This window comes from Citromicrobium bathyomarinum (assembly GCF_021021475.1).
GTDB lineage: Bacteria > Pseudomonadota > Alphaproteobacteria > Sphingomonadales > Sphingomonadaceae > Alteriqipengyuania > Alteriqipengyuania bathyomarina.
Map to the genome: position 1 here is coordinate 609,703 of NZ_JAINWL010000001.1, position 22,937 is coordinate 632,639.

At 63.6% G+C, this 22,937-nt stretch carries 33 protein-coding genes; all 33 read right to left on the bottom strand.

The genetic code is table 11. The features are described 5' to 3' along the window. Window positions 1–80: 80 nt before the first annotated feature. A complete protein-coding gene (locus tag K7H93_RS03045) occupies window positions 81–1,517 on the bottom strand; it encodes a serine hydrolase domain-containing protein (protein WP_230782426.1) in 1,437 nt (478 codons plus the stop codon). A gap of 100 nt (window positions 1,518–1,617) precedes the next feature. After that, window positions 1,618–2,175 (bottom strand): fasciclin domain-containing protein, encoded by a 558-nt coding sequence (locus K7H93_RS03050; protein ID WP_230782428.1) that lies wholly within the window; start codon window positions 2,173–2,175, stop codon window positions 1,618–1,620. Window positions 2,176–2,180: 5 nt separating this feature from the next. After that, a complete protein-coding gene (locus K7H93_RS03055) occupies window positions 2,181–3,170 on the bottom strand; it encodes a hypothetical protein (RefSeq protein ID WP_230782430.1) in 990 nt (329 codons plus the stop codon). A 127-nt stretch (window positions 3,171–3,297) separates the two neighbouring features. Then, window positions 3,298–3,720, bottom strand: coding sequence for a 50S ribosomal protein L17 (rplQ, locus tag K7H93_RS03060; protein ID WP_054526089.1), 423 nt, complete (start codon window positions 3,718–3,720; stop codon window positions 3,298–3,300). A gap of 87 nt (window positions 3,721–3,807) precedes the next feature. Further along, the gene (locus K7H93_RS03065; RefSeq protein WP_010234723.1) at window positions 3,808–4,866 is read right to left on the bottom strand and encodes a DNA-directed RNA polymerase subunit alpha; all 1,059 of its coding nucleotides are present in this window, start codon (window positions 4,864–4,866) and stop codon (window positions 3,808–3,810) included. A 121-nt stretch (window positions 4,867–4,987) separates the two neighbouring features. Next, window positions 4,988–5,377, bottom strand: a complete 390-nt coding sequence (rpsK, locus tag K7H93_RS03070; RefSeq protein WP_010234721.1) for a 30S ribosomal protein S11 — start codon at window positions 5,375–5,377, stop codon at window positions 4,988–4,990. Between the two features lie 61 nt (window positions 5,378–5,438). Further along, the gene (gene rpsM, locus K7H93_RS03075; RefSeq protein ID WP_029140271.1) at window positions 5,439–5,807 is read right to left on the bottom strand and encodes a 30S ribosomal protein S13; all 369 of its coding nucleotides are present in this window, start codon (window positions 5,805–5,807) and stop codon (window positions 5,439–5,441) included. A gap of 372 nt (window positions 5,808–6,179) precedes the next feature. Then, window positions 6,180–6,863, bottom strand: coding sequence for an SRPBCC family protein (locus K7H93_RS03080; protein WP_230782432.1), 684 nt, complete (start codon window positions 6,861–6,863; stop codon window positions 6,180–6,182). A gap of 69 nt (window positions 6,864–6,932) precedes the next feature. Next, the gene (locus tag K7H93_RS03085; RefSeq protein WP_054523769.1) at window positions 6,933–7,580 is read right to left on the bottom strand and encodes an adenylate kinase; all 648 of its coding nucleotides are present in this window, start codon (window positions 7,578–7,580) and stop codon (window positions 6,933–6,935) included. 60 nt (window positions 7,581–7,640) lie between these two features. Continuing rightward, window positions 7,641–9,005 carry a preprotein translocase subunit SecY gene (secY, locus tag K7H93_RS03090; protein WP_010234711.1) on the bottom strand — a complete coding sequence of 455 codons (1,365 nt, stop codon included), beginning with the start codon at window positions 9,003–9,005 and terminating at the stop codon, window positions 7,641–7,643. Between the two features lie 106 nt (window positions 9,006–9,111). After that, the gene (gene rplO, locus K7H93_RS03095; protein WP_010234709.1) at window positions 9,112–9,645 is read right to left on the bottom strand and encodes a 50S ribosomal protein L15; all 534 of its coding nucleotides are present in this window, start codon (window positions 9,643–9,645) and stop codon (window positions 9,112–9,114) included. Window positions 9,646–9,741: 96 nt separating this feature from the next. Beyond that, the gene (gene rpmD / locus K7H93_RS03100; protein ID WP_010234707.1) at window positions 9,742–9,921 is read right to left on the bottom strand and encodes a 50S ribosomal protein L30; all 180 of its coding nucleotides are present in this window, start codon (window positions 9,919–9,921) and stop codon (window positions 9,742–9,744) included. 6 nt (window positions 9,922–9,927) lie between these two features. Beyond that, on the bottom strand, window positions 9,928–10,785 hold the full coding sequence (rpsE, locus tag K7H93_RS03105; protein ID WP_230782435.1) for a 30S ribosomal protein S5: 858 nt from the start codon (window positions 10,783–10,785) through the stop codon (window positions 9,928–9,930). Continuing rightward, a complete protein-coding gene (gene rplR / locus K7H93_RS03110) occupies window positions 10,785–11,129 on the bottom strand; it encodes a 50S ribosomal protein L18 (RefSeq protein WP_054526092.1) in 345 nt (114 codons plus the stop codon). Before rplR ends, rpsE begins: the two co-directional genes overlap by 1 nt. Window position 11,130: 1 nt before the next feature. Next, window positions 11,131–11,664, bottom strand: coding sequence for a 50S ribosomal protein L6 (rplF, locus tag K7H93_RS03115; RefSeq protein WP_010234701.1), 534 nt, complete (start codon window positions 11,662–11,664; stop codon window positions 11,131–11,133). Beyond that, a complete protein-coding gene (rpsH, locus tag K7H93_RS03120; protein ID WP_029140270.1) occupies window positions 11,664–12,059 on the bottom strand; it encodes a 30S ribosomal protein S8 in 396 nt (131 codons plus the stop codon). The genes rplF and rpsH overlap by 1 nt, the downstream gene beginning before the upstream one ends. An 11-nt stretch (window positions 12,060–12,070) precedes the next feature. Continuing rightward, window positions 12,071–12,376 carry a 30S ribosomal protein S14 gene (gene rpsN / locus K7H93_RS03125; protein WP_010234696.1) on the bottom strand — a complete coding sequence of 102 codons (306 nt, stop codon included), beginning with the start codon at window positions 12,374–12,376 and terminating at the stop codon, window positions 12,071–12,073. Between the two features lie 43 nt (window positions 12,377–12,419). Beyond that, window positions 12,420–13,004 carry a 50S ribosomal protein L5 gene (gene rplE, locus K7H93_RS03130; protein ID WP_029140269.1) on the bottom strand — a complete coding sequence of 195 codons (585 nt, stop codon included), beginning with the start codon at window positions 13,002–13,004 and terminating at the stop codon, window positions 12,420–12,422. Continuing rightward, a complete protein-coding gene (rplX, locus tag K7H93_RS03135) occupies window positions 12,997–13,317 on the bottom strand; it encodes a 50S ribosomal protein L24 (RefSeq protein ID WP_029140268.1) in 321 nt (106 codons plus the stop codon). Before rplX ends, rplE begins: the two co-directional genes overlap by 8 nt. After that, a complete protein-coding gene (rplN, locus tag K7H93_RS03140) occupies window positions 13,317–13,685 on the bottom strand; it encodes a 50S ribosomal protein L14 (protein WP_010234690.1) in 369 nt (122 codons plus the stop codon). Before rplN ends, rplX begins: the two co-directional genes overlap by 1 nt. 61 nt (window positions 13,686–13,746) lie before the next feature. Next, a complete protein-coding gene (gene rpsQ, locus K7H93_RS03145; RefSeq protein ID WP_010234688.1) occupies window positions 13,747–14,040 on the bottom strand; it encodes a 30S ribosomal protein S17 in 294 nt (97 codons plus the stop codon). Window positions 14,041–14,050: 10 nt separating this feature from the next. Further along, entirely contained in the window at window positions 14,051–14,266 is a 216-nt protein-coding gene (gene rpmC, locus K7H93_RS03150) for a 50S ribosomal protein L29 (RefSeq protein WP_010234686.1), read from the bottom strand. Continuing rightward, on the bottom strand, window positions 14,266–14,700 hold the full coding sequence (gene rplP / locus K7H93_RS03155) for a 50S ribosomal protein L16 (protein WP_010234684.1): 435 nt from the start codon (window positions 14,698–14,700) through the stop codon (window positions 14,266–14,268). The genes rpmC and rplP overlap by 1 nt, the downstream gene beginning before the upstream one ends. A gap of 21 nt (window positions 14,701–14,721) precedes the next feature. Further along, window positions 14,722–15,417, bottom strand: coding sequence for a 30S ribosomal protein S3 (gene rpsC / locus K7H93_RS03160; RefSeq protein WP_010234682.1), 696 nt, complete (start codon window positions 15,415–15,417; stop codon window positions 14,722–14,724). A 1-nt stretch (window position 15,418) separates the two neighbouring features. Beyond that, complete coding sequence (gene rplV / locus K7H93_RS03165; RefSeq protein WP_010234680.1) at window positions 15,419–15,796, bottom strand: 50S ribosomal protein L22; 378 nt, start codon at window positions 15,794–15,796, stop codon at window positions 15,419–15,421. Next, window positions 15,796–16,071 (bottom strand): 30S ribosomal protein S19, encoded by a 276-nt coding sequence (gene rpsS / locus K7H93_RS03170; protein ID WP_010234676.1) that lies wholly within the window; start codon window positions 16,069–16,071, stop codon window positions 15,796–15,798. Before rpsS ends, rplV begins: the two co-directional genes overlap by 1 nt. An 8-nt stretch (window positions 16,072–16,079) precedes the next feature. Next, the gene (gene rplB, locus K7H93_RS03175; protein WP_010234673.1) at window positions 16,080–16,916 is read right to left on the bottom strand and encodes a 50S ribosomal protein L2; all 837 of its coding nucleotides are present in this window, start codon (window positions 16,914–16,916) and stop codon (window positions 16,080–16,082) included. A 17-nt stretch (window positions 16,917–16,933) separates the two neighbouring features. Beyond that, window positions 16,934–17,242 (bottom strand): 50S ribosomal protein L23, encoded by a 309-nt coding sequence (locus tag K7H93_RS03180; protein ID WP_197635652.1) that lies wholly within the window; start codon window positions 17,240–17,242, stop codon window positions 16,934–16,936. Continuing rightward, complete coding sequence (gene rplD / locus K7H93_RS03185) at window positions 17,235–17,858, bottom strand: 50S ribosomal protein L4 (protein ID WP_197635651.1); 624 nt, start codon at window positions 17,856–17,858, stop codon at window positions 17,235–17,237. Before rplD ends, K7H93_RS03180 begins: the two co-directional genes overlap by 8 nt. 2 nt (window positions 17,859–17,860) lie before the next feature. Then, window positions 17,861–18,700 (bottom strand): 50S ribosomal protein L3, encoded by an 840-nt coding sequence (rplC, locus tag K7H93_RS03190; protein ID WP_230782436.1) that lies wholly within the window; start codon window positions 18,698–18,700, stop codon window positions 17,861–17,863. A gap of 322 nt (window positions 18,701–19,022) precedes the next feature. Then, complete coding sequence (rpsJ, locus tag K7H93_RS03195; protein ID WP_010234663.1) at window positions 19,023–19,334, bottom strand: 30S ribosomal protein S10; 312 nt, start codon at window positions 19,332–19,334, stop codon at window positions 19,023–19,025. Window positions 19,335–19,497: 163 nt separating this feature from the next. Further along, on the bottom strand, window positions 19,498–20,688 hold the full coding sequence (gene tuf, locus K7H93_RS03200; RefSeq protein ID WP_197635650.1) for an elongation factor Tu: 1,191 nt from the start codon (window positions 20,686–20,688) through the stop codon (window positions 19,498–19,500). A gap of 95 nt (window positions 20,689–20,783) precedes the next feature. Then, window positions 20,784–22,916, bottom strand: coding sequence for an elongation factor G (gene fusA / locus K7H93_RS03205; RefSeq protein ID WP_230782437.1), 2,133 nt, complete (start codon window positions 22,914–22,916; stop codon window positions 20,784–20,786). Window positions 22,917–22,937 lie beyond the last annotated feature (21 nt).

A 22,937-nucleotide genomic window follows, 5' to 3' on the forward strand; every position in this document is an offset into this window, starting at 1 on the left:
GTGGCGTCCTCTCGTTGGTCGGGGAAACTGGTGCAGGATATCTAGTCGATGGCGGGCAGCGTGCAACTCGCTGCGCAGGATCACTCCATCGCGGCGAGCATGTCGCGGGTGAAGGCGATGATGTCGAACCGAGTGCCGACAGGGTCTTCCCCGCGCCGGACGATCACCACCTCGCGGCTGGGCACCACGACGACATATTGCCCGCGGTTGCCCATGGCGGCGAAGGTGTCCGGCGGGATACCCTCGCTCTTGTTCATCAGCCACCAGCCCGCGCCATAGCCCAGCTCGCCATCGGGCTGCGGCCCGCTGGGCGTGGAGACATACTCCCGCCAGTTCTCGGGCAGAAGGCGCTTGCCGCTCTGCGTCACGCCGTCGTCCAGATAGAGCTGGCCGAGCTTCGCGAGATCGTCCGCGGTCGCCCACACCTGGCTCGACAGGATATAGTCCGTCCCCCAGTCGGTCTCCGCGACCGTGCCGGTCATCCCGATATCGCTGAACAGGTCGGCGGGATCATAGGTATCGAACGTATCCTCGATCGCCTTGACCGCCATCAGCGTGTCGTTGTTGGCATAGCGGAACACGCTCCCCGGCTCGTGGAGCAGCGGCCATCCGGTCGCGCTCTCCGCCACCAGCGCGCCGCCCATGTAGAGCGGGTCGGTCCGATTGCCCGGCGTATCGCTGTATCGGCCCGAGGCCATGCGCAGGAAATTGTCGATCGTGATGGTCCGGCGTGCGTCCCACCGCCACTGGTCGAAGGCGAGCCCGTCGGTCACCTGCGCATCGCCGCGCTGGACCGCCGCGCCGATCAGCGTCGCGGCAATGCTCTTGGCGACAGACCAGGTACGCTGGGGCGTGTCCATGCCGAAGCCGGGGGCGTATCGCCCCTGCCCGATAACGCCATCGCCGCTATCCCCGTGGCGAAGCACAACGGCGGTGGTTCTCGCGCCATCGCCATAGTCCGGGGTGAAGGCACGCCCGATCACTTTGTCGAGCGCGCTTGGCGGGGCCTTCGGCGTCCGCTCACCTGTCTCGACCGCCACGATCGGGATTGTCAGACCAGCGCCACGTCGCGTCGCATCGGCGCTCGCCTGCTCCTCGCCCGGCCGGGGCGGCACGCGCATTTCCGGCGTGGGAGCCTCCAGCCCGATCGGCGCGAGGCGGCAGCCCTGATCGTGCGAGGCTTCGGCAAAGCGCGGCGGCATGTCCTCCGCCCACTCGACCTCGACCAGCGCCACGCGTCCTGCGGCATCGGGCAGGATCGAGTAATCCAGATCGCCGATGATCGCATCGATCCGCGGATAGATGCCGGTCAGCTCCCATGCCTCGACGCTCTCTGGCGCGCGCTCCACCCCGTTGCGCTGCGCATTGGCGAGAGCGCTGCACAGGAACAGCGCCTTGTAACCGGCGGCAAGCGCGCGGTCGTAACGCGCATCGAGCTGTTCCTGCGTAGTCGACTGTGCCGCGAGCGAGGCAGGCAGGGCGAGTGCCGCAAGCGCGGCGAGGCTGGTCCGGATCATGGCGCGCGAGTGTGCCATAGCGATTCCGAAAGGGAAGCCTGCAAACGAAAAAGGGGCCGGAGGAATGCCCCGGCCCCTTCTCTCGTCACAGCGGATCGGATCAATTCTCGGGCGGGATGAATCCGTCGATCACATAGACCACGCCATTCGACGCCGCTTCCGCGATCTTGGTCAGGTGGGGAGCATCATCGCCATCGCCGACGAGGATCTGCCCGTCGATCTTGCGCACCTGGATGGGCTCGTCCGCGACGCTCGCCAATTCGATAGACCCGCCGTTCTCATCGAGCGCCTTGTCCAGATCTTCGCGCGATATCGCACCGACCGCCAGATGGCCGCGCAGAAGCGCGATCACCTCAGGCCGGCCTTCATCGGAGCGAAGCCGCTCCAGATCACCCTCGGGCAGCGCGGCAAAGGCCGCGTTGCTCGGCAGGAAGGCGGTATAGGAACCGGCCCCGTCGAACGGATCTTCCAGACCTGCATTGCCGATCACCTCGGCCGCGGTCGACAAGTCATCGATCCCGGCGATGGTGGCGGCCAGATCTTGCGAGCCTGCCGTTGCAGTGGATTCGACGGGATCGGCCGCCTCGTCTCCAGCACCGCATCCGGCCAGCATGAGGGAAAGCGCCCCCAATGCGGGGATGATCGTCTTCTTCATCATTGTCCTCACGTCAAAAGATCGATGACCGCAGCGACCACTCGGGTCGTGGGGTCGACCTGGTAAACATAGCCGTCGCTGTAGCGATACATCGCATCGGGTCCATCGCGATATCGGTCGCGATAGGCGTAAGGCACATTATACGCATCGTACCCGGCAGGCAGGCGCTGGCCGACAGTGATGTCGTCACCCGTCAGAAGTGCGGCGATACCCATGATCGCCTGATCCTTCGGGTCGACCGAGAACAGCGTCTGATCGGCGTAGTAATAGCGGGCATCCGAATTGCGCCCAAAATAGTCCGCGTAATAGGTGGGTGCCTGGTACTGATCATAGGCGGCCGGCCACTGGTTGCCGCTGAACAGCGCCCCGCCGACCAGCGGAACCAGCGCATCGATCACGCCCCCGCGCGAGGGGCGGTAGGCGTAGCCGTCGTAATACTGCCAGTCGCTGCCCGAAAGCTGCGGATAGGCGGAGCCGTAGTAGCCGCCGAAGCGCTCGCTCCGCAACTTCTTGGCCTGCCCGGGCGGCTGACAGCCATTGTTCTTCTTGGCGAGCCCCGGCGGGCAGAAGCCGCGCAGCGGCCGATCCGCGCGGTCGAACCGCGTGAGCACTTCGCGAGCATCGCCGCCCAGGCGATCGGTCACCTCGCGTGCGGCACGGTTGGCACCGCGCCGGACCTCATCCTCTAGCCGCCGATCGACCCGGCGATCCAGCTCGCGCTCGAGGCGGTCGGTCGGATTGCCACGCTGCGCCACCGGAGCCGGGCCCTGTCCGCGCTCGGCCTTGCCGTTGCCCGGCCCGTTTCCGTTGCCCCGCATCGCGGGCGGGCCGCCGCGCGGGTTGCCCGAATTGCGCTTGCCTGCGCCCGGGCCCTTCCCGGGATTGGCCTTGGCACCCTGGCTATTTCCATTGCCGTTTCCATTCCCGTTGTTCTGGGCAAGCACGGGCACGGCGAACGCGAGCGCGAGTGCGCTCGACGCCGCGATTGCAATACGCATGTCGTTTCTCCTTGGTGAGAGAAACCGCGCTTCGCCGATTTGGGTTCCGTAAGTGTCGCGGCCCAAAGGAAAAGGGCCGCGCGGGTTGCCCCGGCGGCCCTTCTCGAACTGGTCTTGCGAGCAGCGCTTACGCGTCGTCGTATTCGTCTTCCTCGGTCATCACCGGGCCCGAATCGAGGCCCTTGGCATCTTCGTCGCGATCGACGAATTCGATGACCGCGAGCTGCGCGCTGTCCGAAGCGCGGTAGCCTGCCTTGATGATGCGGGTGTAACCGCCTTCACGGTCCGAATAGCGCTCCGCCAGAACGTCGAACAGCTTCTTCAGCTGGGTTTCGTCCTGCAGACGGCCCATCGCGAGGCGACGGTTGGAAAGGCCGCCACGCTTGGCCAGCGTGATCAGCTTTTCGATGTAGGGGCGCAGTTCCTTCGCCTTGGGCAGCGTGGTGACGATCTGCTCGTGCTTGATCAGCGCGGCCGACATGTTGCGGAACATGGCGGTGCGGTGGCCCGACTTGCGGCCAAGCTTACGCTGCGAAATACCGTGACGCATTATTCAATCCTTCGTTTGTAAGGGGGCCGTACGAGGTACCCCGGTACGGGCCGGAATTGCGGGTCCGGCCCATGCCCGTAAGCGGAGTTAGCCGAGCAGTTCCTGTTCGAGCTTCTTGGCCATTTCCTCGATGTTCTCCGGCGGCCAGCCAGGGATGTCCATCCCGAGGCGCAGGCCCATGCTGGAGAGCACTTCCTTGATCTCGTTCAGCGACTTGCGGCCGAAGTTCGGCGTGCGCAGCATCTCGGCTTCGGTCTTCTGGACCAGATCGCCGATATAGATGATGTTGTCGTTCTTGAGGCAGTTTGCCGAGCGGACCGACAGTTCCAGTTCGTCGACCTTCTTGAGAAGGTAGCGGTTGAGCTGGTTGGCGTCCGATTCCTGCGGCTCTGCGGCCATCCCGATCATCGGGCTGGAAGGCTGCGGAATGCCGTCTTCGAAGTGGACGAACAGGGTCAGCTGGTCCTGCAGGATGCGCGCGGCGTAGGCCACGGCGTCTTCAGGGGTGACGGTGCCGTCGGTTTCGATGGTCAGGTTGAGCTTGTCGTAGTCCAGTTCCTGGCCAACGCGAGCATTCTCGACCTTGTAGCTCACCTGCTTGATCGGCGAGTAGAGCGAGTCGACCGGGATCAGACCGATCGGCGCATCGGCCGGGCGGTTCTGCACGGCGGGGACGTAGCCCTTGCCGGTATCCGCGGTCAGTTCCATGTTCAGCGTCGCGCCTTCGTCGAGCTGACAGATCACGAGATCCTTGTTCAGGATCTCGATGTCGCCGGAAACGGCAATGTCGCCCGCTTTGACGGCACCCGGACCGGTCGCGGAAAGCTGCAGGCGCTTGGGGCCCTCGCCTTCCATCTTGAGCGCGATCTGCTTCACGTTGAGGACGATATCGGTCACGTCTTCACGAACGCCAGCGAGGCTGGAGAATTCGTGGAGCACGTTCTCGATCTTGATCGAGGTGATCGCGGCACCCTGAAGCGAGGAGAGCAGCACGCGGCGCAGGGCATTGCCCAGCGTCAGGCCGAATCCGCGCTCGAGCGGTTCGGCGACGAAGGTTGCCTTGCGCTTCTTGTCGGCGCCGGTGTCCTTCAATTCGAGCGAGGTGGGCTTTTTCAGTTCCTGCCAGTTCTTGGTGTTGACGGCCATGGATGTCCCCTAGGAATGCAAGATCGGCTGGGGCCGGGCGCTTCTCGGTGGGGGGAAGAAGCGTGACCGGCCCGGAAAATGTCGGCGGAGGGAACGGCTCCCACCGCCGGGCAGGATCAGGTCAGACGCGACGCCGCTTGGACGGACGGACCCCGTTGTGCGGGATCGGCGTCACATCGCGGATGCTGGTGATGGTGAAGCCCACCGCCTGCAGCGCACGCAGCGCGCTTTCGCGGCCCGAACCCGGGCCCTTCACTTCGACTTCCAGCGTGCGGACGCCGTGTTCGGCGGCCTTCTTGCCGGCATCGTCCGCCGCGACCTGTGCGGCGTAGGGAGTCGACTTGCGGCTGCCCTTGAAGCCCATCATCCCGGCGCTGGACCAGCTGATCGCATTGCCCTGCGCATCCGTGATGGTGATCATGGTGTTGTTGAAGCTGGCGTTGACGTGCGCCACGCCGCTGGAGATGTTTTTCCGCTCGCGGCGCCGAATGCGGCCTGGTTCGCGTGCCATTGGATATTCCCCTTAAGGAAAGAAGACAGAAGAGAGACGAAGTGAAGCGCTGTTCGCGCGCTTACTTCTTCTTGCCGGCGATCGGCTTGGCCTTGCCCTTGCGGGTGCGCGCATTGGTGTGCGTGCGCTGGCCGCGAACGGGCAGACCGGCGCGATGGCGCAGGCCGCGGTAGGAACGAAGGTCCATCAGACGCTTGATGTTCATCGCGGTCTGACGGCGAAGGTCGCCTTCCACCGTGTGCTCTTCGTCGATCGTTTCACGGATCCGCAGCACTTCCTCGTCGGTGAGGTCCTGCACGCGGGTCTTGTGATCAATGCCGAGCTTGTCGGCGATCTCGACGGCCTTGGTACGGCCGATTCCGTGAATATAGGTAAGCGCAATGATCACGCGCTTGTTGGTGGGGATATTGACCCCGGCAATACGAGCCACTTACTTCTCCATGCTCCACAGGGGCTTGGCGATCCGCAACAGCGGTGCACCCCTATCTCATCGCGAGTTTCATCGGTTCGCTGCATCACCGCCATCCGGACGGACAAAAACCGGCAGGCGCGAAGACCGGGCCGGTGCTGCAATGATGCAATGAATCGGACGAACGGCGCACATAGGCGTGAGAGCGCATAGCGTCAACAGCTACGCGCGAATAATCGCGCCGGCCGCGAAAGCGACCATACGCGACCCTGTTCGTGAGACCGAATCTAGCCCGTGTGCGGGGCTCTGTCAAAACCGGCGTGCGGCAGATGTCCCCCACAACTGCGCGGCACAGCCGCCGCTTGGTTGCGACCGCGCCCTGAACGAGAACGATCAGCGCCCTTCGGGAATGCCGGTGGTCGGCGTCTCCTCGCCCTCCCCGGTGCCCGCGCCGAACGCCGAATCGAACGAATCGCCGTCCTCTTCCTCTGCTGCATCGATCGGGCCCCCCAGCGCCTTGGCCAGGCCGAGCACCTGTTCGCCAATCACCCCGTCAACCGCCTTGGATATCTCGTCGATCTTGAACCGCATCGTTCCGCCGACGACGTATTCCCACGTGATCCGCGTGCCCGCAGGCTCACCCTCCTCGCGCTCAATCGGCTGAAGCGTGATCGTCATCACCCCGTCGACCGGCTCGCTCTGCAGCGGCCCCAGCCCGCCCCGCATGCGCAGCACCTTGTGCGGCACTGCCTGCACCACCATCATATGCTGAACGCTGCCTTCCAGGCCGTAGCTGTCGGGCCCGTCCTCGGCCGGGATCTTCTCGCAGAAGCAGCCCCCCGCCTGCGGCGTCAGCGTCATGTTCGATGCGTCGGCAGACCAGGTGCGGGAATCGTTCCACCAGTCGCCCGGCGCGATCAGCGCGAGCCACGCGTCCTCGGGGCTGGCGTCGACATCCACCGCGTGACGGACAACGAAATGGGTGGGCGAGCTTTCGGTCACCTCGGCACCAGCAGGCACGGCGGCAATCAGCGGCGCGGCCAGCAGGGCCAGGGCTTTGGCGGCAGTACGGATCATCGAGAGGCTCCCTTTCACGCGCCCGCTATTCCACGGGCGCGCGGCAAAGGAAACCGCCTAGGAGGCAGATCAGCCTTCCAGCAGCGCGTCGATGCTGGAGCTAACCTCTTCGATCGAGCCCATCCCGTCGACCCGCGCAACCAGCCCCTGTTCCTCATAGTAGGGCAGGATCGGCGCGGTTTCGGAGCGGTAGACCTCCATGCGGTGACGCACGGTCTCTTCGTTGTCGTCGGGCCGGCGCTTGAACTCGGTGCTGCCGCACTTGTCGCACACGCCTTCGGTCTGCGGCGGCTTGTGCCGGTCGTGATAGCCCTCGCCGCACGCGGCGCAGGTGAACCGGCCGGTGATCCGGTCGACCAGCGCTTCCTCGTCGACCTGGAGTTCGATCACCCGGTCGAGCTTGCGGCCATGCTTCGCGAGCAGCGCATCGAGCTGCTCCGCCTGCGCACGGGTGCGCGGATAGCCGTCGAAGATCGCGCCGGTATCGGCCGACATGGAAGCCAGCTCGTCGTCGATCAGCGCAGAGACGATATCGTCGGAGACGAGTTCGCCCGCGTCCATGATCGCCTTGGCCTGCTTGCCGACGGGCGTGCCCGCCTTGACCGCTGCGCGCAGCATGTCGCCGGTCGACAGCTGGCGCATGCCGTGATGATCGACGAGCCGGTGCGCCTGCGTCCCCTTGCCTGCGCCCGGAGGCCCCAGAAGAATGATGTTCATGATGCCTGTGTCCCCTCGCCACGCTCGATCAGCGCAGGCGGCTTAGAGGCAGCGGGCGCCTTAGCGCAACCGCCCCTTCAGCTTCGCCTTCTTGATAAGGTCGCCATACTGGTGTGCCAGCAGGTGTGACTGGATCTGGCTGATCGTATCCACCGTCACGTTGACCACGATCAGCAGGCTGGTGCCGCCGAGGAACAGCGGAATGCCGGTCTGCGCGATCATGTATTCGGGCAGCACGCAGACCAGTGTCAGGTACGCCGCGCCGACCACGGTAATACGGGTCAGGACATAATCCAGATATTCGGCAGTCCGCTTGCCCGGGCGAATGCCGGGAATGAACCCGCCATTTTTCTTCAGGTTATCCGCAGTTTCCTCCGGATTGAACACCACCGCCGTGTAGAAGAAGCAGAAGAACACGATCAGGATCGCGTACAGCGCCATGTAGATGGGCTGCCCATGCTGGAGGTAGAAGTTCAGCTGGTTGATCGTGCGCCCCACCCCGCTGTTGGGGTCGACCGAGCTGCCAGCGAACTGGCTGATCGTTAGCGGCAGCAGCAGCAGCGAGCTGGCGAAGATCGGCGGGATCACGCCCGAGGTATTGATCTTGAGCGGCAGGTGGCTGCGATCCGCCTGCATCATGCCGCGCTGGGTCGCACGCTTGGGATACTGGATCAGCAGACGGCGCTGCGCGCGCTCCATGAAGCTGATGAACAGGATCAGGCCGATGATCATGACGATGAAGCCGATGATCACGCCCGCGCTGATCGCACCGGTCCGCCCGCCTTCGAACATGTTGCTCGCAAAGCTCGGGAACTGGGCGACGATGCCGGCCATAATGATCAGCGAGACGCCGTTGCCGATGCCGCGCGCGGTAATCTGTTCACCGATCCACAGGAGCAGCATGGTTCCGCCCACGAGGCTGATGACCGCGCCAATGCGGAACATGATGCCCGGGTCGACGACCGCCTGCAGCCCGCTCTGCGCACCATAGCTTTCGAGCCCGGTGGCGAGGAAGTAGCCCTGGATGACACACAGGAACACCGTGCCGTAGCGGGTGTACTGGTTGAGCTTCTGGCGCCCGGTCGCGCCTTCTTTCTTCAGCGCCATCAGCGTGGGATGCAGGGCCGAGGCCATCTGCACCACGATCGAGGCGGTGATGTAGGGCATCACGCCGAGCGCGATGAGGCTCATGCGCTCAAGGCTGCCGCCCGAGAAGGTGTTGAACAGGTCGAGCACGCCTCCGCGCGTCTGGTCGTACAGGTCGCCCAGGATCTGCGGGTTCACACCCGGCAGAGGGACGAAGCTGAGGAAGCGGAACGCGATCAGGGCAACGACCGTGAACCAGATCCGCTGGCGCAGTTCCGTCGCCTTGGAGAAATTCGCCAAACTGAGGTTGGACGCGAGATTATCGGCGCGTGATGCCATGAGAAAACCGTGATCCTGCAAATTCGACCGGGCTATGCCGGCTGCCGCAGAGAGAGATAGGTGTGGCGGGCGCGGTTGTCGAACCCCCGCGCCCGATTACCCGAAATCAGGCCTTGGAGCCCGCTTCCTTGTTCGCCTTGGTGCGAGCAGCCTTCTTCTCGTGCTCGGGCTGCTTGGCGGCGATGACTTCCACCTTGCCGCCGGCCTTCTCGACCGCTTCGATCGCGCCCTTGCTGGCGCCGGCCACCGTGAAGGTCGCCTTGGTGGTCAGCTCGCCCTTGGCCAGCAGACGTACGCCGTCCTTGCCACCGCGGGCCAGGCCTGCGGCCTTGAGCGCTGCGTGGTCGATGTCCTTCTTGGCGTCGAGCTTCTTGGCGTCGATGAACTTCTGGACCATGCCCAGGTTCACTTCCGCGTAGTCCTTGCCGAAGGGGTTGTTGAACCCGCGCTTCGGCAGACGCATGTGCAGCGGCATCTGGCCGCCTTCGAAGCCCTTGATCGCGACGCCTTCACGGGCCTTCTGGCCCTTCTGGCCGCGCCCACCGGTCTTGCCCTTGCCCGAGCCGATGCCCCGGCCGATGCGCATGCGGCCCTTGCGGGCGCCTTCGTTGTCGCTGATCTCGTTGAGTTTAAATGCCATGATGCACTCGCTTTCGCTTTTCTTCGCGCTGATAAAAATGGAAACGGCCCGCTACACCGAGCGGGCCGCCGCCGTCAATTCCAGTCGAAGGGCCGTTTAGCCCTCGACCACCTCCACCATGTGCGGCAGCTTTGCGATCGCGCCGCGCACTTCGGGGGTATCTTCCAGTTCGACCACCCGGTGCATCTTGCCCAGGCCGAGGCCGATCAGGATCTTCTTCTGGCTTTCGGGACGCCGGATGGGCGAGCCGATCTGCTTGAGCTTGATCTTAGCCATCAGTGATTACTCCGTGAGAGCCGCGGCATCCGCCTCGGCTTCCGCTTCGCTGGTGCCACCGCGCGACAGCAGGTCGGCGACCTTCTTGCCGCGACGCTGCGCCACCGACTTGGGCGAGCTCTGATCCTGCAGCGCATCGAAGGTTGCGCGGATCATGTTGTAGGGGTTGGACGTGCCGACCGACTTGGTCACCACGTCGGCCACACCCAGGCTTTCGAACACGGCGCGCATCGGACCACCGGCGATGATGCCGGTACCCGGAGGCGCGGTGCGGACGGTCACCTTGCCGGCACCGAAACGGCCCTTACCGTCGTGGTGCAGCGTGCGGCCTTCCTTGAGGGCGACGCGGATCATGTGCTTGCGCGCAGCGGCCGAAGCCTTGCTGATCGCCTCGGGCACTTCGCGGGCCTTGCCGTGGCCGAAGCCGACGCGGCCCTGGCCGTCGCCAACCACCACGAGCGCGGCGAAACCGAAGCGCTTACCGCCCTTCACCGTCTTCGAGACGCGGTTGATGTGAACCAGCTTCTCGATGATGCCGTCATCTTCTTCCTGACGACCACGATTGCCATCGCGGCCACCACGACCGCGACCACGGCCACCATCGCGGTTACCACCGCCACGATTATCGCCACCGCGACCACCACGCCCCTGGCGCGGCTGGCCCTCGGCACCCTGTGCGGGGCTCTGGTTGTCAGCTGCTTCGGAAGGCGTGTCGGCGATCGCCGGCTCTTCCTTCGTCACCGCATGCTCGGTTTCCGCTTCCGCGACGTTTGCGTCGGCCTTGGCCTTCGCAACTTCGGGGGTTTCGGGAACGCCGGGCGCCTGCTCGGGCGTGCTTTCGGTGTTGTTTTCGTCAGCCATCATCAGAACTCCAGCCCGCCTTCACGGGCGGCATCGGCCAGCGCCTTGACGCGGCCATGGAACAGGAACCCGCCGCGATCGAAGACGACCGTGGTCACGCCCGCCTTCTTGGCGGCGTCCGCGATGCTCGAGCCGACCGTCTTGGCGGCGTCGATATTCGCGGTCGAGCCTTTCACGCCCAGCGTCGATGCGCTGGCAAGGGTCTTGCCGGCGGAATCGTCGATGATCTGCGCGTAAATGTGCTTGCCGGTGCGGTGGACCGACAGGCGCGGCTTGCCACCGGCATTCTTGCGAAGCGCGGTGCGCACGCGCTGGCGGCGACGTTCAAAGAGGGAAAGCTTTGCCATCTTACTTCTTCTTCCCTTCCTTGCGGAAGATATACTCGCCCTGGTACTTGATGCCCTTGCCCTTGTACGGCTCGGGCTTGCGCCAGCGGCGGATTTCAGCGGCGAACTGGCCAACGGCCTGCTTGTCGATCCCGCTGATGATGACCGTGGTCTGATCGGGCGTTTCCACCTTCAGGCCTTCGGGCACGGTGAGGTCGACGTCGTGGCTGTAACCGAGCTGCAGCTTCAGGGTCTTGCCCTGGGCGTTCGCACGGTAACCGACACCGCTGATCTGCAGCGTCTTGGAAAAGCCGTCCGTCACGCCTTCGACCAGGTTCGACACCATCGTACGCTGCATGCCCCAGTGGCTGCGCGCAGGCTTGCTGTCGTTGACCGGGTCGACCGCGATCGAGCCGTCTTCCAGCTTGTACGACACGAGGTCCGACAGGCCCATGGTGAGGGTGCCCTTGGGGCCCTTCACCGAAAGGGTGCCGTTATCGATCTTGGCCTCGACCCCACTCGGGATCGCAACCGGACGTTTGCCGATGCGGCTCATCAGAACACCTCCGCCAGCACTTCGCCACCGACGTTCTGGCTGCGGGCTTCCGCGTCGGAAAGCACGCCGCGCGGCGTCGAGACGATCGTGATGCCAAGGCCGTTGCGCACCGTCGGCAGCTCGCGGCTGGCCGAATAGATGCGACGGCCCGGCTTGGACACGCGGGCGACATGCTTGATCGCAGGTTCGCCTTCGAAATACTTCAGTTCGATCCGCAGCGCCTTGTGCTTGCCGGTGTCGTCTTCGCTGTAGCCACGAATGTAGCCTTCGCGCTGGAGCACTTCGAGCACGTTCGCGCGCAGCTTGGACGCCGGCGAAAGGACGGAGTCCTTCTTCGCCTGCTGGCCGTTGCGGATGCGGGTGAGCATGTCACCCAGGGGATCGGTCATAGCCATCTATCGATTCCTCACCAGCTCGACTTGGTCAGGCCAGGGATCATGCCCTTGTTGCCCAGGTTCCGCAGTTCGATGCGGTTGATGCCGAACTTGCGGTAGTAGCCGCGCGGGCGACCGGTCGTGGAGCAGCGGTTGCGGACCCGGGTCGGGTTCGCGTTGCGCGGGATTTCAGCCATCTTCAGGCGCGCGATGAGACGCTCGCTCTCGTCGAGCGAGGTATCGTCGGCAATCGCCTTAAGCTTTGCGTACTTGTCCGCGTACTTCTTGACGAGCTTCTTGCGACGCTCGTTCTTGTTGATGGAACTCAGTTTCGCCATTGGACTTAAGCTCTCTTCGTTTCTTGCTTCAGCGGAGAGCGGCTCACGCCGCCTCCTTCTCTTCGTCGGCCTTTGCTTCGGCCGGGAACGGGAAACCGAACAGGCGCAGCAGTTCGCGTGCTTCCTCGTCGGTCTTCGCGGTGGTGGTCACGATGATATCCATGCCCCGGACCTTTTCGATCTGGTCGTAGGAGATCTCGGGGAAGATGATCTGCTCCTTCAGACCCATGGCGTAGTTACCACGGCCGTCGAAGCTCTTCGGGTTCAGACCACGGAAGTCGCGAATGCGCGGCATCGCGATCGTCACCAGACGATCGAGGAATTCGTACATCCGGTCACGACGCAGGTTGACCTTGCAACCGATCGGCATGCCGTCGCGCAGCTTGAACTGTGCGATCGACTTCTTGGCCTTGGTGATGACGGGCTTCTGGCCCGCGATCAGCGCCATTTCCTCGGCTGCGGTCTGGACCTTCTTCTTGTCCTGGCTCGCCTCGCCCACACCCATGTTGAGCGTGATCTTCTCGAGCTTGGGGACCTGAAGACGGTTCGTGTAGCCGAATTTCTCGGTCATGGCCTTGACGATTTCGTTCTCGTACTTGGCCTTCATGCGGGGCGTGTAATCAGCCATCGATGGTCTCCCCGGATTTCACGGCGACGCGCACTTTCTTGCCGTCGCGTTCTTCGATGCGCACGCGGGTCGGCTTGCCGTCCTTGGGATCGGCGAGAGCCACCTTGGCGATGTGCATCGGCGCTTCGTAGCGATCGATCCCGCCCTGCGGGTTCGTCTGGCTGGGCTTGCGGTGACGGGCGATCATGTTGACGCCTTCCACCACGACCTTGCCGTCTTTCGGCAGAACCTGGGCGACCGTACCGGTCTTGCCCTTGTCCTTGCCCGAAAGCACGACGACGTTGTCGCCCTTCTTGATCTTGGCCATGCCCATTACAGCACCTCCGGAGCAAGCGAGATGATCTTCATGAAGCCGCGGCCGCGCAATTCGCGCACCACCGGGCCGAAGATACGGGTGCCGATCGGCTCTTCGTTCTTGTTGACGAGCACCGCGGCGTTCGAGTCGAAGCGGATCACGCTGCCATCGGGGCGGCGGACATCCTTCTTCGTGCGAACGATCACCGCACGGTGAACGTCGCCCTTCTTCACTTTCGCGCGCGGCTGGGCTTCCTTGACGGAAACCACGATCACGTCGCCGACGCTCGCGAACCGACGCTTAGAGCCACCCAGCACCTTGATGCACTGGACGCGCTTTGCGCCGCTGTTGTCCGCGACGTCGAGATTGGACTGCATCTGGATCATCGATCCGGTTCCTTCTCTTGGCTTGCCGGGACAGTTGCCCGGCAGTTCCTAAAACGTCTGTTTAGCTGTTGCTCGCGGCTTCGACGTCGAGGTCGGCATCAACCGCCTGCACGCCACCCGCGACGACCCGGTCCTTCACGGCCCAGGTCTTGGTCTTCGAGATCGGCTTGGTCTCTTCGATCCGCACGATGTCGCCGAGTTCGTACTCGTTCTTCTCATCGTGGGCGTGATACTTCTTCGAGCGCCGGATGATCTTCCCGTACAGCGGGTGCTTCACCTTGCGTTCGACAAGCACGGTCACGGTCTTGTCGGTCTTGGTGGAAGTGACCCGACCAATCAGAATACGCTTGGGCATGGTCTACTCCTTACGCCTTGCTCTTCGCCGCAGCGGCGCGGGTGCGCTCGCTCTGCAGCGTCTTGATGCGCGCGATCGTCCGGCGGACCTCCTGAACACGAGCGGGACGCTCGAGCTGGTTGGTCGCTGCCTGGAAACGCAGGTTGAACGCCTCACGCTTGAGCTCGGTAAGCTCCGCGGTCAGCTGGTCGTCGCTCTTGGCGCGCAGATCTTCAGTGGTGCTCACTATTCGCCTCCCAGGTGCGAGGTGTCGCCCAGACGCGCGACAACCTTGGTCTTGATCGGCAGCTTCATGGCGGCACGTTCGAACGCTTCGGCGGCCAGCGGGCCGGACACGCCGTCGAGTTCGAACAGGATGCGGCCCGGCTTCACGCGTGCGGCCCAGTATTCGACCGAACCCTTGCCCTTACCCTGCCTGACTTCGGCAGGCTTCTTGGACACGGGCACGTCGGGGAACACGCGGATCCAGAGGCGCCCCTGGCGCTTCATGTGACGCGTGATCGCACGGCGGGCCGCTTCGATCTGGCGAGCGGTGATCCGCTCGGGTTCCATCGCCTTCAGCCCGTAAGAGCCGAAGTTCAGTTCGGTACCGCCCTTGGCATTGCCATGGATCCGGCCCTTGAAGGCCTTGCGATACTTGGTTCGTTTCGGTTGCAGCATGGTTCTTTCCTAATCCTGCAATCAGCGCGCCGGACGCACGCCGGAAGTCTGCGCTTCCATCATCAGGCGGTCCTGCGCGGTCGGATCGTGGGCGAGGATCTCACCCTTGAAGATCCAGCACTTGATGCCGATGATGCCGTACGCGGTCAGCGCTTCGGCTTCGGCATAGTCGACGTTCGCACGCAGGGTGTGAAGCGGCACGCGGCCTTCGCGATACCATTCGACGCGCGCGATTTCCGCACCGCCGAGACGGCCGCCGCAGGTGATCCGGATACCTTCGGCACCCAGACGCAGCGCGGACTGCACGGCGCGCTTCATCGCACGGCGGAAGGCCACACGGCGAACCAGCTGGTCCGCAATGCCCTGCGCAACGAGCTTGGCATCGATTTCCGGCTTGCGGATCTCGACGATGTTCAGCTTCACTTCGCTTTCGGTCATGCGCGAAAGCGTCGTGCGCAGCTTCTCGATGTCGGCGCCCTTCTTGCCGATGATGACACCGGGGCGCGCAGCGTAGATCGAGATGCGGCACAGCTTGGCCGGACGCTCGATCACCACCTTCGAAATCGCGGCCTGCGGCAGCGAATTCACGATGTGCTTGCGGATCTCGATGTCTTCCTTGAGCAGCTTGGCATAGTCACGCCCTTCGGCGTACCAGCGGCTGTCCCAGGTGCGGTTGATCTGCAGGCGCAGACCGATCGGATTGCTCTTCTGGCCCATCTTACGCTTCCTCGACTTCGCGCACGACGATGCGCAGGCGGCTGAAGGGCTTCAGGATGCGGGTCGACTTGCCGCGACCGCGCGTGTGAAACCGCTTCATCGTGATCGACTTGCCCACGCTTGCCTCGGCGACGACCAGTGCGTCGACGTCGAGATCGTGGTTGTTTTCGGCATTGGCGATCGCGGAGGCGAGCACCTTGCTCGCGTCCTTGGCCATCGCCTTCTTCGAAAAGGCGAGGATGTTCAACGCCTCTTCAGCCTTCTTGCCGCGGATCAGCTCGGCAACGAGGTTCAGCTTCTGGGCCGACCCACGGATCGTGGTGCCAACTGCCAGCGCCTCGTTATCGGCGACGCGACGGGGAGCTTTCTGCTTGCTCATCAGCGCTTGCCCTTCTTGTCTGCGGCGTGACCCGGGAAGGTGCGCGTGGGCGCAAATTCACCGAGCTTGTGGCCGACCATCTCTTCCGAGACGGACACGGGAATGAACTTGTGGCCGTTGTAGACGTTGAACGTCAGCCCAACGAACTGCGGCAGGATGGTGGAGCGGCGCGACCAGGTCTTGATCGGCGCGGTGCTGGCCTTTTCCTGTGCGTCCTCGGCCTTCTTCAGAAGGCTGAGTTCCACAAACGGACCTTTCCAAACGGAACGTGCCATTGCTGCGATTACCTCTTCTTCTTCGCGTGGCGCGAACGGATGATCATCTTGTCCGTCTGCTTGTTCTTGCGGGTGCGGGCGCCCTTGGTCGGCTTGCCCCACGGGGTCACCGGATGGCGGCCACCGCTGGTCTTGCCTTCACCACCACCATGGGGGTGATCGACCGGGTTCTTGGCGACACCGCGGGTAAGCGGACGACGGCCCTTCCAGCGGGTGCGACCGGCCTTGCCGAAGTTCTGGTTCTGGTTGTCGGGGTTCGAGACCGCGCCAACCGTACCCATGCAATCGGCCCGCAGGTAACGCTGCTCGCCCGAGTTGAGACGCACGATGACCATGCCACGGTCGCGACCGACCAGCTGGACGTAGGCGCCTGCCGAACGGGCGATCTGCCCGCCCTTGCCCGGCTTCATCTCCACGTTGTGGATGATGGTGCCGACCGGCATGTTGCCCAGCGGCATCGCGTTGCCCGGCTTGGTGTCGACCCGCTCGCCCGCGATCACCTTGTCGCCAACGGCGAGGCGCTGCGGCGCGATGATGTAGGCCAGCTCTTCGTCGGCATACTTGATCAGAGCGATGAAGGCGGTGCGGTTGGGATCATATTCGATCCGCTCCACGGTGCCTTCCACGTCCCACTTGCGGCGCTTGAAGTCGATGTAACGATACTTCTGCTTGTGACCGCCCGCGATCCCGCGGCTGGTGACGTGGCCCTTGTTGTTGCGACCGCCGGTCTTGCGCTTGCCTTCGGTAAGCGCCTTGACCGGCTTGCCCTTGTAGAGCCCGGACTTGTCGACCAGGATCAGGCCGCGACGGGCCGGACTGGTCGGCTTGTAATTCTTGAGTGCCATGGTTCCGTCCTAGCTCCTCAGATGCCGCTCGTGACGTCGATGGAATCGCCGTCCTTGAGCGTCACGATCGCCTTCTTCATGTCGTTGCGACGGTAGGGCTTGCCCCGCCAGCGCTTGACCTTGCCCTTGGTGACGATGGTGTTCACCCCGGTCACCTTGACGTCGAACAGCGCTTCCACCGCATCGCGGATCTGCGGCTTCGTGGCGTCGTTCGCCACCTTGAAGACCACTGCGTTGTTCTCGCTCGCGAGCGTCGCCTTTTCGGTGATGTGCGGCGCGAGGATCACGTCGTAGTGCCGCGCGTCGATTTCCTGCTTCTTAGCCATTGAAGCGCGCCTCCAGCTTTTCGACCGCATCCTTGGTGAGGACCAGCGTATCGTGCTTCAGGATGTCGTAGACGTTGGCGCCGATCGCCGGGATCACGTTGACGCCGGGCAGGTTGCCCGCAGCCATCTTGAAACCGTCGTTCACGCTTTCGCCGTCGATCACCAGCACCTTGCCGTTGAAACCGGCCTTTTCGAAGTGACCCTTGAGAGCCTTGGTCTTGGCGTCCTTCAGCTCGAGGCTGTCGACGATGACCAGGCCGTCCTTGGCCTTGCTCGACAGCGCCATGCGCAGGCCGAGCGAACGGATTTTCTTGTTCAGCGACGGGTTGAAGTCGCGCAGGCGGGCGCCGTGCGCCTTACCACCGCCGATGAAGATCGGAGCGCCGCGATCGCCGTGGCGAGCGCCGCCCGAACCCTTTTGGCGACCGAACTTCTTGCCGGTGCGGGCCACGTCCGAACGCTCACGCGTCGGGCGGGCGGTCGCGCGGCGCTTTTCCAGCTGCCACGTCACCACGCGGTGAAGGATGTCGGCGCGAGGCTCGACACCGAACACGGCATCGTTGAGCTCGATCTCGCCGGCCTTACCGCCGTCGATTTTCTGTACCGCGATCTTCACGATCAGGACTCCTTGCCTTCGTCGGTGCCTTCGGCGTCAGCCCCGGCATCCTGCTGCTGCATCAGCTTTTCCTGCTGCTCGGGCGTCACTTCGGTGTGCACCTCGTGCTCCGCACCGCTCTCGACCAGGCCGGCATCGGCGTCGTCGCTCGAGAATTCGTCGGCGTTGCGGCGCATCGCACCGGGGAACGGCGCATCGGCCGGCATCGGCAGCTTCACCGCGTCTGCAACCAGCATCCAGCTGTTCTTCGCGCCGGGCACGGAGCCCTTGACGAACAGCAGACCGCGCTCGGTATCCGTACGGACGATTTCGAGGTTCTGCTGCGTGCGCTGACGGTCGCCCATGTGGCCAGCCATCTTCTTGTTCTTGAACACGCGGCCCGGATCCTGACGGTTACCGGTCGAACCGTGCGAACGGTGCGACAGCGAAACGCCGTGCGTGGCGCGCAGACCGCCGAAGCCCCAGCGCTTCATCGCACCGGCAAAGCCCTTGCCCTGCGTGTAGCCCTGCACGTCAACCTTCTGGCCGGCGATGAAGTGATCGGCGGTGATCGTCGCGCCGACGGGAAGGAGCGCGTCCTCACCCTCGACGCGGAATTCCGCAACCTTCATCTTCAGGCCAACTTCCGCCTTCGCGAAAGCTTCGCGCTGCGACTTGTTGACGTTCTTCTGCTTCGCTTCACCCGAACCGACCTGGACGGACCAATAGCCATCACGGTCTGCGGTGCGGTTGGCGGTGACCTGGCACCCTTCCAGAGCGAGCACGGTCACGGGAACGTGCCGGCCGTCTTCCTGAAACAGGCGGGTCATCCCGACCTTCTTGGCGATTACGCCAGTGCGCATCGTTAAACTCCTAAACCAGAGGCACGAAGGGACCATTCCCGCCGTGCGTGACGGGCCGTTATCAACGACCCCAGCCCGAAGTTTTGATGCATCGCCCGTCCGGGCTGATTGCGCCCATGCAACAAGGCATGAAGCGCGAGACGGGAGACGCAGCCCGGAGCATGCTCCGGCGGTATCTCAAGTGAAGAAGACCCGAAGACCTTCCGAACGCGACCCTCGCAAAAGCGAGAACCCGTGCCGCACGAGGCGGACTTGAAAACTCGTCCGGTCGTTTAACGTCCGACCGGAAGGACCAGCGCCCGGCCTGGCCGGGCAGCCAAAATCAAGCCAGCTTGATTTCGACGTTCACGCCCGCGGCGAGGTCCAGCTTCATCAGCGCGTCGACCGTCTGGGCGTTGGGCTGCACGATGTCGAGCAGCCGCTTGTAGGTGCGCACCTCGAACTGCTCGCGCGACTTCTTGTCGATGTGCGGGCCGCGGTTCACGGTGAACTTCTCGATGCGCGTCGGCAGGGGAATAGGTCCACGGATGAGCGCGCCGGTGCGGCGTGCAGTATCCGCGATCTCGCCCGTTGCCTGGTCGAGCACGCGGTGGTCGAAGGCCTTGAGGCGAATACGGATATTCTGTGCGTCCATGTCCTAGTCTACCGATGCGAAAGAGCCACGAAGAGCCACCCCGTCTGGGCCACCCTTCAAAAATAAAGAACCGCCCCACCAAACCGAAGTTTTCGGTGAGGGGCGGCCCTCGTGAAATCTGACCGGCGGGGAATCGAATCCCCCGCCGGTGGAAGCGCCTATATTAGACGGTGATCTTGCTGACAACCCCCGAACCGACGGTGCGGCCACCTTCGCGGATTGCGAAGCGAAGACCTTCATCCATCGCGATCGGCGCGATCAGCTTGACCGAGATGGTCACGTTGTCGCCCGGCATCACCATTTCCGTGCCTTCGGGAAGGATCACTTCGCCGGTCACGTCGGTGGTGCGGAAGTAGAACTGCGGGCGGTAGTTGGCGAAGAACGGCGTGTGACGGCCACCTTCGTCCTTCGACAGCACGTAGACTTCGGCGCTGAACTCGGTGTGCGGCGTAACCGAACCCGGCTTCGCGAGGACCTGGCCACGCTCGACGTCTTCACGGGCAACGCCGCGAATCAGGGCGCCGATGTTGTCGCCGGCTTCACCGCGATCGAGCAGCTTGCGGAACATTTCGACGCCAGTGACGGTCGTCTTCGAAGTGTCCTTGATGCCGACGATTTCGACTTCGTCGCCAACGTTCACAACGCCGGTTTCGACACGGCCGGTCACAACCGTACCACGACCCGAGATCGAGAACACGTCTTCGATCGGCATCAGGAAGGCCTGGTCGACCGGACGCTCCGGCTGCGGGATGTGCTCGTCAACGGCCTTCATCAGCTCGATGATCGAATCCTTGCCGATGTTGTCGTCGCGACCTTCGAGAGCGGCCAGAGCCGAACCCTTGACGATCGGAATGTTGTCGCCGTCGAAGTCGTAGGCGCTCAGCAGTTCGCGAACTTCCAGCTCGACGAGCTCGAGGATTTCCTCGTCGTCGACCTGGTCGACCTTGTTCAGGTACACGACCAGCGCGGGCACGCCGACCTGACGCGAGAGCAGGATGTGCTCACGGGTCTGCGGCATGGGGCCGTCGGCAGCGTTCACCACCAGGATCGCGCCGTCCATCTGCGCCGCACCGGTGATCATGTTCTTCACATAGTCAGCGTGGCCAGGGCAGTCGACGTGCGCGTAGTGGCGCGCTTCGGTTTCGTATTCGACGTGCGCGGTCGAGATCGTGATCCCGCGCTCGCGCTCTTCCGGCGCCTTGTCGATGTTTGCGAAATCGACGGCCGCACCGCCATAGGTTTCAGCCATCACCTTGGTGATCGCCGCGGTCAGCGTGGTCTTGCCGTGGTCGACGTGACCGATGGTGCCGATGTTGCAGTGCGGCTTGTTCCGCTCGAACTTTTCCTTCGCCATTTCTCTTAATACCTCTGTCTTAAATGGGAATTTGTGCGGGAAAGAAGGCGGCGCCCGCTCAAAATCAGGCGCCGCCCCTAAACCGATCGCTCGCCTTAGGCAAGCTTCTCCTTGACCTCTGCCGCAACGTTTGCGGGCACTTCGTCATAGTGCGAGAACTGCATCGAGTACTGCGCGCGTCCCTGAGTGAACGAACGCAGCTCGTTGACGTACCCGAACATGTTGGCCAGCGGCACGAATGCCTCGACCGCCTGCGCGTTGCCGCGCGTGTCGGTGCCCTGGATCTGGCCACGACGGCTGTTGAGGTCACCGATGACGTCACCCAGATAGTCTTCCGGGGTCACGACTTCCACCTTCATGACCGGTTCCAGCAGCTTGATGCCTGCCTTCTGGGCCACTTCGCGCATTGCACCGCGACCGGCGATTTCGAACGCGATCGCGCTCGAGTCGACGTCGTGGTACTTACCGTCGATCAGACGGATCGAGAAGTCGATGATCGGGAAGCCGACCAAGTGACCGCTCTCGGCCTGCTCGCGGAAGCCCTTTTCGATCGCCGGGATGTATTCGCGCGGGATGTTACCGCCCTTGATCTCGTCGACGAATTCGATGCCAGCGCCGCGCTCACCCGGGGTGACGACGACCTTGACCTCACCGAACTGACCCGAACCACCCGACTGCTTCTTGTGGGTGTAGGTCACTTCGACTTCGCGGCCGAGGTATTCGCGGTAGGCCACCTGCGGCGCACCGACGTTGGCTTCGACCTTGAACTCGCGCTTCATGCGATCGACCAGGATGTCGAGGTGAAGCTCGCCCATGCCCTTGATGATCGTCTGGCCCGATTCGTGGTCGGTGCTGACGCGGAAGCTGGGATCCTCGGCAGCTAGGCGGTTGAGCGCAACGCCCATCTTTTCCTGGTCGGCCTTGGTCTTGGGCTCCACCGACAGCTCGATCACGGGCTCGGGGAATTCCATCCGCTCGAGAATGATCGGCTTGGCCGGATCGCACAGCGTGTCGCCGGTGGTCGTATCCTTCATCCCCGCCAGAGCGACGATGTCGCCGGCGAATGCTTCTTCGATGTCCTCACGGTTGTTGGAGTGCATCAGCAGCATGCGGCCGATCTTTTCCTTCTTCTCCTTCACCGAGTTCAGGACCGAGCCCTTGCTGAGCTTGCCCGAATAGATGCGGGTGAAGGTGAGCGAACCGACGAACGGGTCGTTCATGATCTTGAAGGCGAGCGCGGCGAACGGCTCGTCGTCGGACGACGGGCGGGTTTCTTCCACGTCGCTGTCGGGCAGCACGCCCTTGATCGCGGGCACGTCGAGCGGGCTCGGCATGTAGTCGATCACCGCGTCGAGCAGGGGCTGCACGCCCTTGTTCTTGAACGCGGAGCCGCACAGCACGGGCACGAAGGCGCGGGCCATGGTGCCCTTGCGGATCAGCTTCTTGAGCGTCGCCACGTCGGGTTCGTTACCTTCGAGGTACGCTTCCATGACGTCGTCGTCCTGTTCGACGGCGGTCTCGATCAGCTTCTCGCGGTATTCGGCAGCCTTGTCGGCCATGTCCTCGGGGATCGCGACGTGCTTGTAGCTCGCGCCCAGACCTTCCGATTCCCAGATGATCGCACGGTTGCCGACCAGGTCGACCACGCCCTGCAGATTGCTCTCTGCGCCGATCGGCAGATAGAGCACCAGCGGGGTCGCGCCGAGACGTTCGATGATGCTGTTCACGCAGTAGTAGAAGTCTGCGCCGGTACGGTCGAGCTTGTTGATGAAGCACATGCGCGGAACGCCGTACTTGTCGGCCTGGCGCCATACGGTTTCGGACTGGGGTTCGACGCCCGCGACGCCGTCAAAGACCGCGACCGCACCGTCGAGCACGCGCAGCGAACGTTCGACTTCGATGGTGAAGTCGACGTGGCCGGGGGTGTCGATGATGTTGATCCGGTGCTTTTCCTGGTTCGCACGCAGGGCTTCGGGATCGGACATCGGGTCCATCGTGGGATCTTCGGCGGTCCAGAACGTGGTCGTCGCGGCCGAGGTGATGGTGATCCCGCGTTCCTGTTCCTGCTCCATCCAGTCCATCGTCGCGGCACCATCGTGCACTTCGCCGATCTTGTAGGACTTGCCGGTGTAGTAGAGGATACGCTCGGTCGTGGTGGTCTTGCCGGCATCGATGTGCGCCATGATGCCGATATTGCGATAGCGCTCCAGCGGATAGTCGCGGGCCATTGTCAATTCCTCGGAAGAGTC

What these genes read in the sequence shown, in the direction of transcription:
- K7H93_RS03045 (WP_230782426.1), bottom strand. Translation starts at nt 1,517, where the DNA reads ATGATCCGGACCAGCCTCGCCGCGCTTGCGGCACTCGCCCTGCCTGCC.
- K7H93_RS03050 (WP_230782428.1), bottom strand. Translation starts at nt 2,175, where the DNA reads ATGATGAAGAAGACGATCATCCCCGCATTGGGGGCGCTTTCCCTCATG.
- K7H93_RS03055 (WP_230782430.1), bottom strand. Translation starts at nt 3,170, where the DNA reads ATGCGTATTGCAATCGCGGCGTCGAGCGCACTCGCGCTCGCGTTCGCC.
- rplQ (WP_054526089.1), bottom strand. Translation starts at nt 3,720, where the DNA reads ATGCGTCACGGTATTTCGCAGCGTAAGCTTGGCCGCAAGTCGGGCCAC.
- K7H93_RS03065 (WP_010234723.1), bottom strand. Translation starts at nt 4,866, where the DNA reads ATGGCCGTCAACACCAAGAACTGGCAGGAACTGAAAAAGCCCACCTCG.
- rpsK (WP_010234721.1), bottom strand. Translation starts at nt 5,377, where the DNA reads ATGGCACGCGAACCAGGCCGCATTCGGCGCCGCGAGCGGAAAAACATC.
- K7H93_RS03080 (WP_230782432.1), bottom strand. Translation starts at nt 6,863, where the DNA reads ATGATCCGTACTGCCGCCAAAGCCCTGGCCCTGCTGGCCGCGCCGCTG.
- K7H93_RS03085 (WP_054523769.1), bottom strand. Translation starts at nt 7,580, where the DNA reads ATGAACATCATTCTTCTGGGGCCTCCGGGCGCAGGCAAGGGGACGCAG.
- secY (WP_010234711.1), bottom strand. Translation starts at nt 9,005, where the DNA reads ATGGCATCACGCGCCGATAATCTCGCGTCCAACCTCAGTTTGGCGAAT.
- rplO (WP_010234709.1), bottom strand. Translation starts at nt 9,645, where the DNA reads ATGGCATTTAAACTCAACGAGATCAGCGACAACGAAGGCGCCCGCAAG.
- rpmD (WP_010234707.1), bottom strand. Translation starts at nt 9,921, where the DNA reads ATGGCTAAGATCAAGCTCAAGCAGATCGGCTCGCCCATCCGGCGTCCC.
- rpsE (WP_230782435.1), bottom strand. Translation starts at nt 10,785, where the DNA reads ATGATGGCTGACGAAAACAACACCGAAAGCACGCCCGAGCAGGCGCCC.
- rplR (WP_054526092.1), bottom strand. Translation starts at nt 11,129, where the DNA reads ATGGCAAAGCTTTCCCTCTTTGAACGTCGCCGCCAGCGCGTGCGCACC.
- rplF (WP_010234701.1), bottom strand. Translation starts at nt 11,664, where the DNA reads ATGAGCCGCATCGGCAAACGTCCGGTTGCGATCCCGAGTGGGGTCGAG.
- rpsH (WP_029140270.1), bottom strand. Translation starts at nt 12,059, where the DNA reads ATGGCTATGACCGATCCCCTGGGTGACATGCTCACCCGCATCCGCAAC.
- rpsN (WP_010234696.1), bottom strand. Translation starts at nt 12,376, where the DNA reads ATGGCGAAACTGAGTTCCATCAACAAGAACGAGCGTCGCAAGAAGCTC.
- rplE (WP_029140269.1), bottom strand. Translation starts at nt 13,004, where the DNA reads ATGGCTGATTACACGCCCCGCATGAAGGCCAAGTACGAGAACGAAATC.
- rplX (WP_029140268.1), bottom strand. Translation starts at nt 13,317, where the DNA reads ATGGGCATGGCCAAGATCAAGAAGGGCGACAACGTCGTCGTGCTTTCG.
- rplN (WP_010234690.1), bottom strand. Translation starts at nt 13,685, where the DNA reads ATGATCCAGATGCAGTCCAATCTCGACGTCGCGGACAACAGCGGCGCA.
- rpsQ (WP_010234688.1), bottom strand. Translation starts at nt 14,040, where the DNA reads ATGCCCAAGCGTATTCTGATTGGTCGGGTCACTTCCACCAAGACCGAC.
- rplP (WP_010234684.1), bottom strand. Translation starts at nt 14,700, where the DNA reads ATGCTGCAACCGAAACGAACCAAGTATCGCAAGGCCTTCAAGGGCCGG.
- rpsC (WP_010234682.1), bottom strand. Translation starts at nt 15,417, where the DNA reads ATGGGCCAGAAGAGCAATCCGATCGGTCTGCGCCTGCAGATCAACCGC.
- rplV (WP_010234680.1), bottom strand. Translation starts at nt 15,796, where the DNA reads ATGAGCAAGCAGAAAGCTCCCCGTCGCGTCGCCGATAACGAGGCGCTG.
- rpsS (WP_010234676.1), bottom strand. Translation starts at nt 16,071, where the DNA reads ATGGCACGTTCCGTTTGGAAAGGTCCGTTTGTGGAACTCAGCCTTCTG.
- rplB (WP_010234673.1), bottom strand. Translation starts at nt 16,916, where the DNA reads ATGGCACTCAAGAATTACAAGCCGACCAGTCCGGCCCGTCGCGGCCTG.
- K7H93_RS03180 (WP_197635652.1), bottom strand. Translation starts at nt 17,242, where the DNA reads ATGGCTAAGAAGCAGGAAATCGACGCGCGGCACTACGACGTGATCCTC.
- rplC (WP_230782436.1), bottom strand. Translation starts at nt 18,700, where the DNA reads ATGCGCACTGGCGTAATCGCCAAGAAGGTCGGGATGACCCGCCTGTTT.
- rpsJ (WP_010234663.1), bottom strand. Translation starts at nt 19,334, where the DNA reads ATGGACGCACAGAATATCCGTATTCGCCTCAAGGCCTTCGACCACCGC.
- tuf (WP_197635650.1), bottom strand. Translation starts at nt 20,688, where the DNA reads ATGGCGAAGGAAAAGTTCGAGCGGAACAAGCCGCACTGCAACATCGGC.
- fusA (WP_230782437.1), bottom strand. Translation starts at nt 22,916, where the DNA reads ATGGCCCGCGACTATCCGCTGGAGCGCTATCGCAATATCGGCATCATG.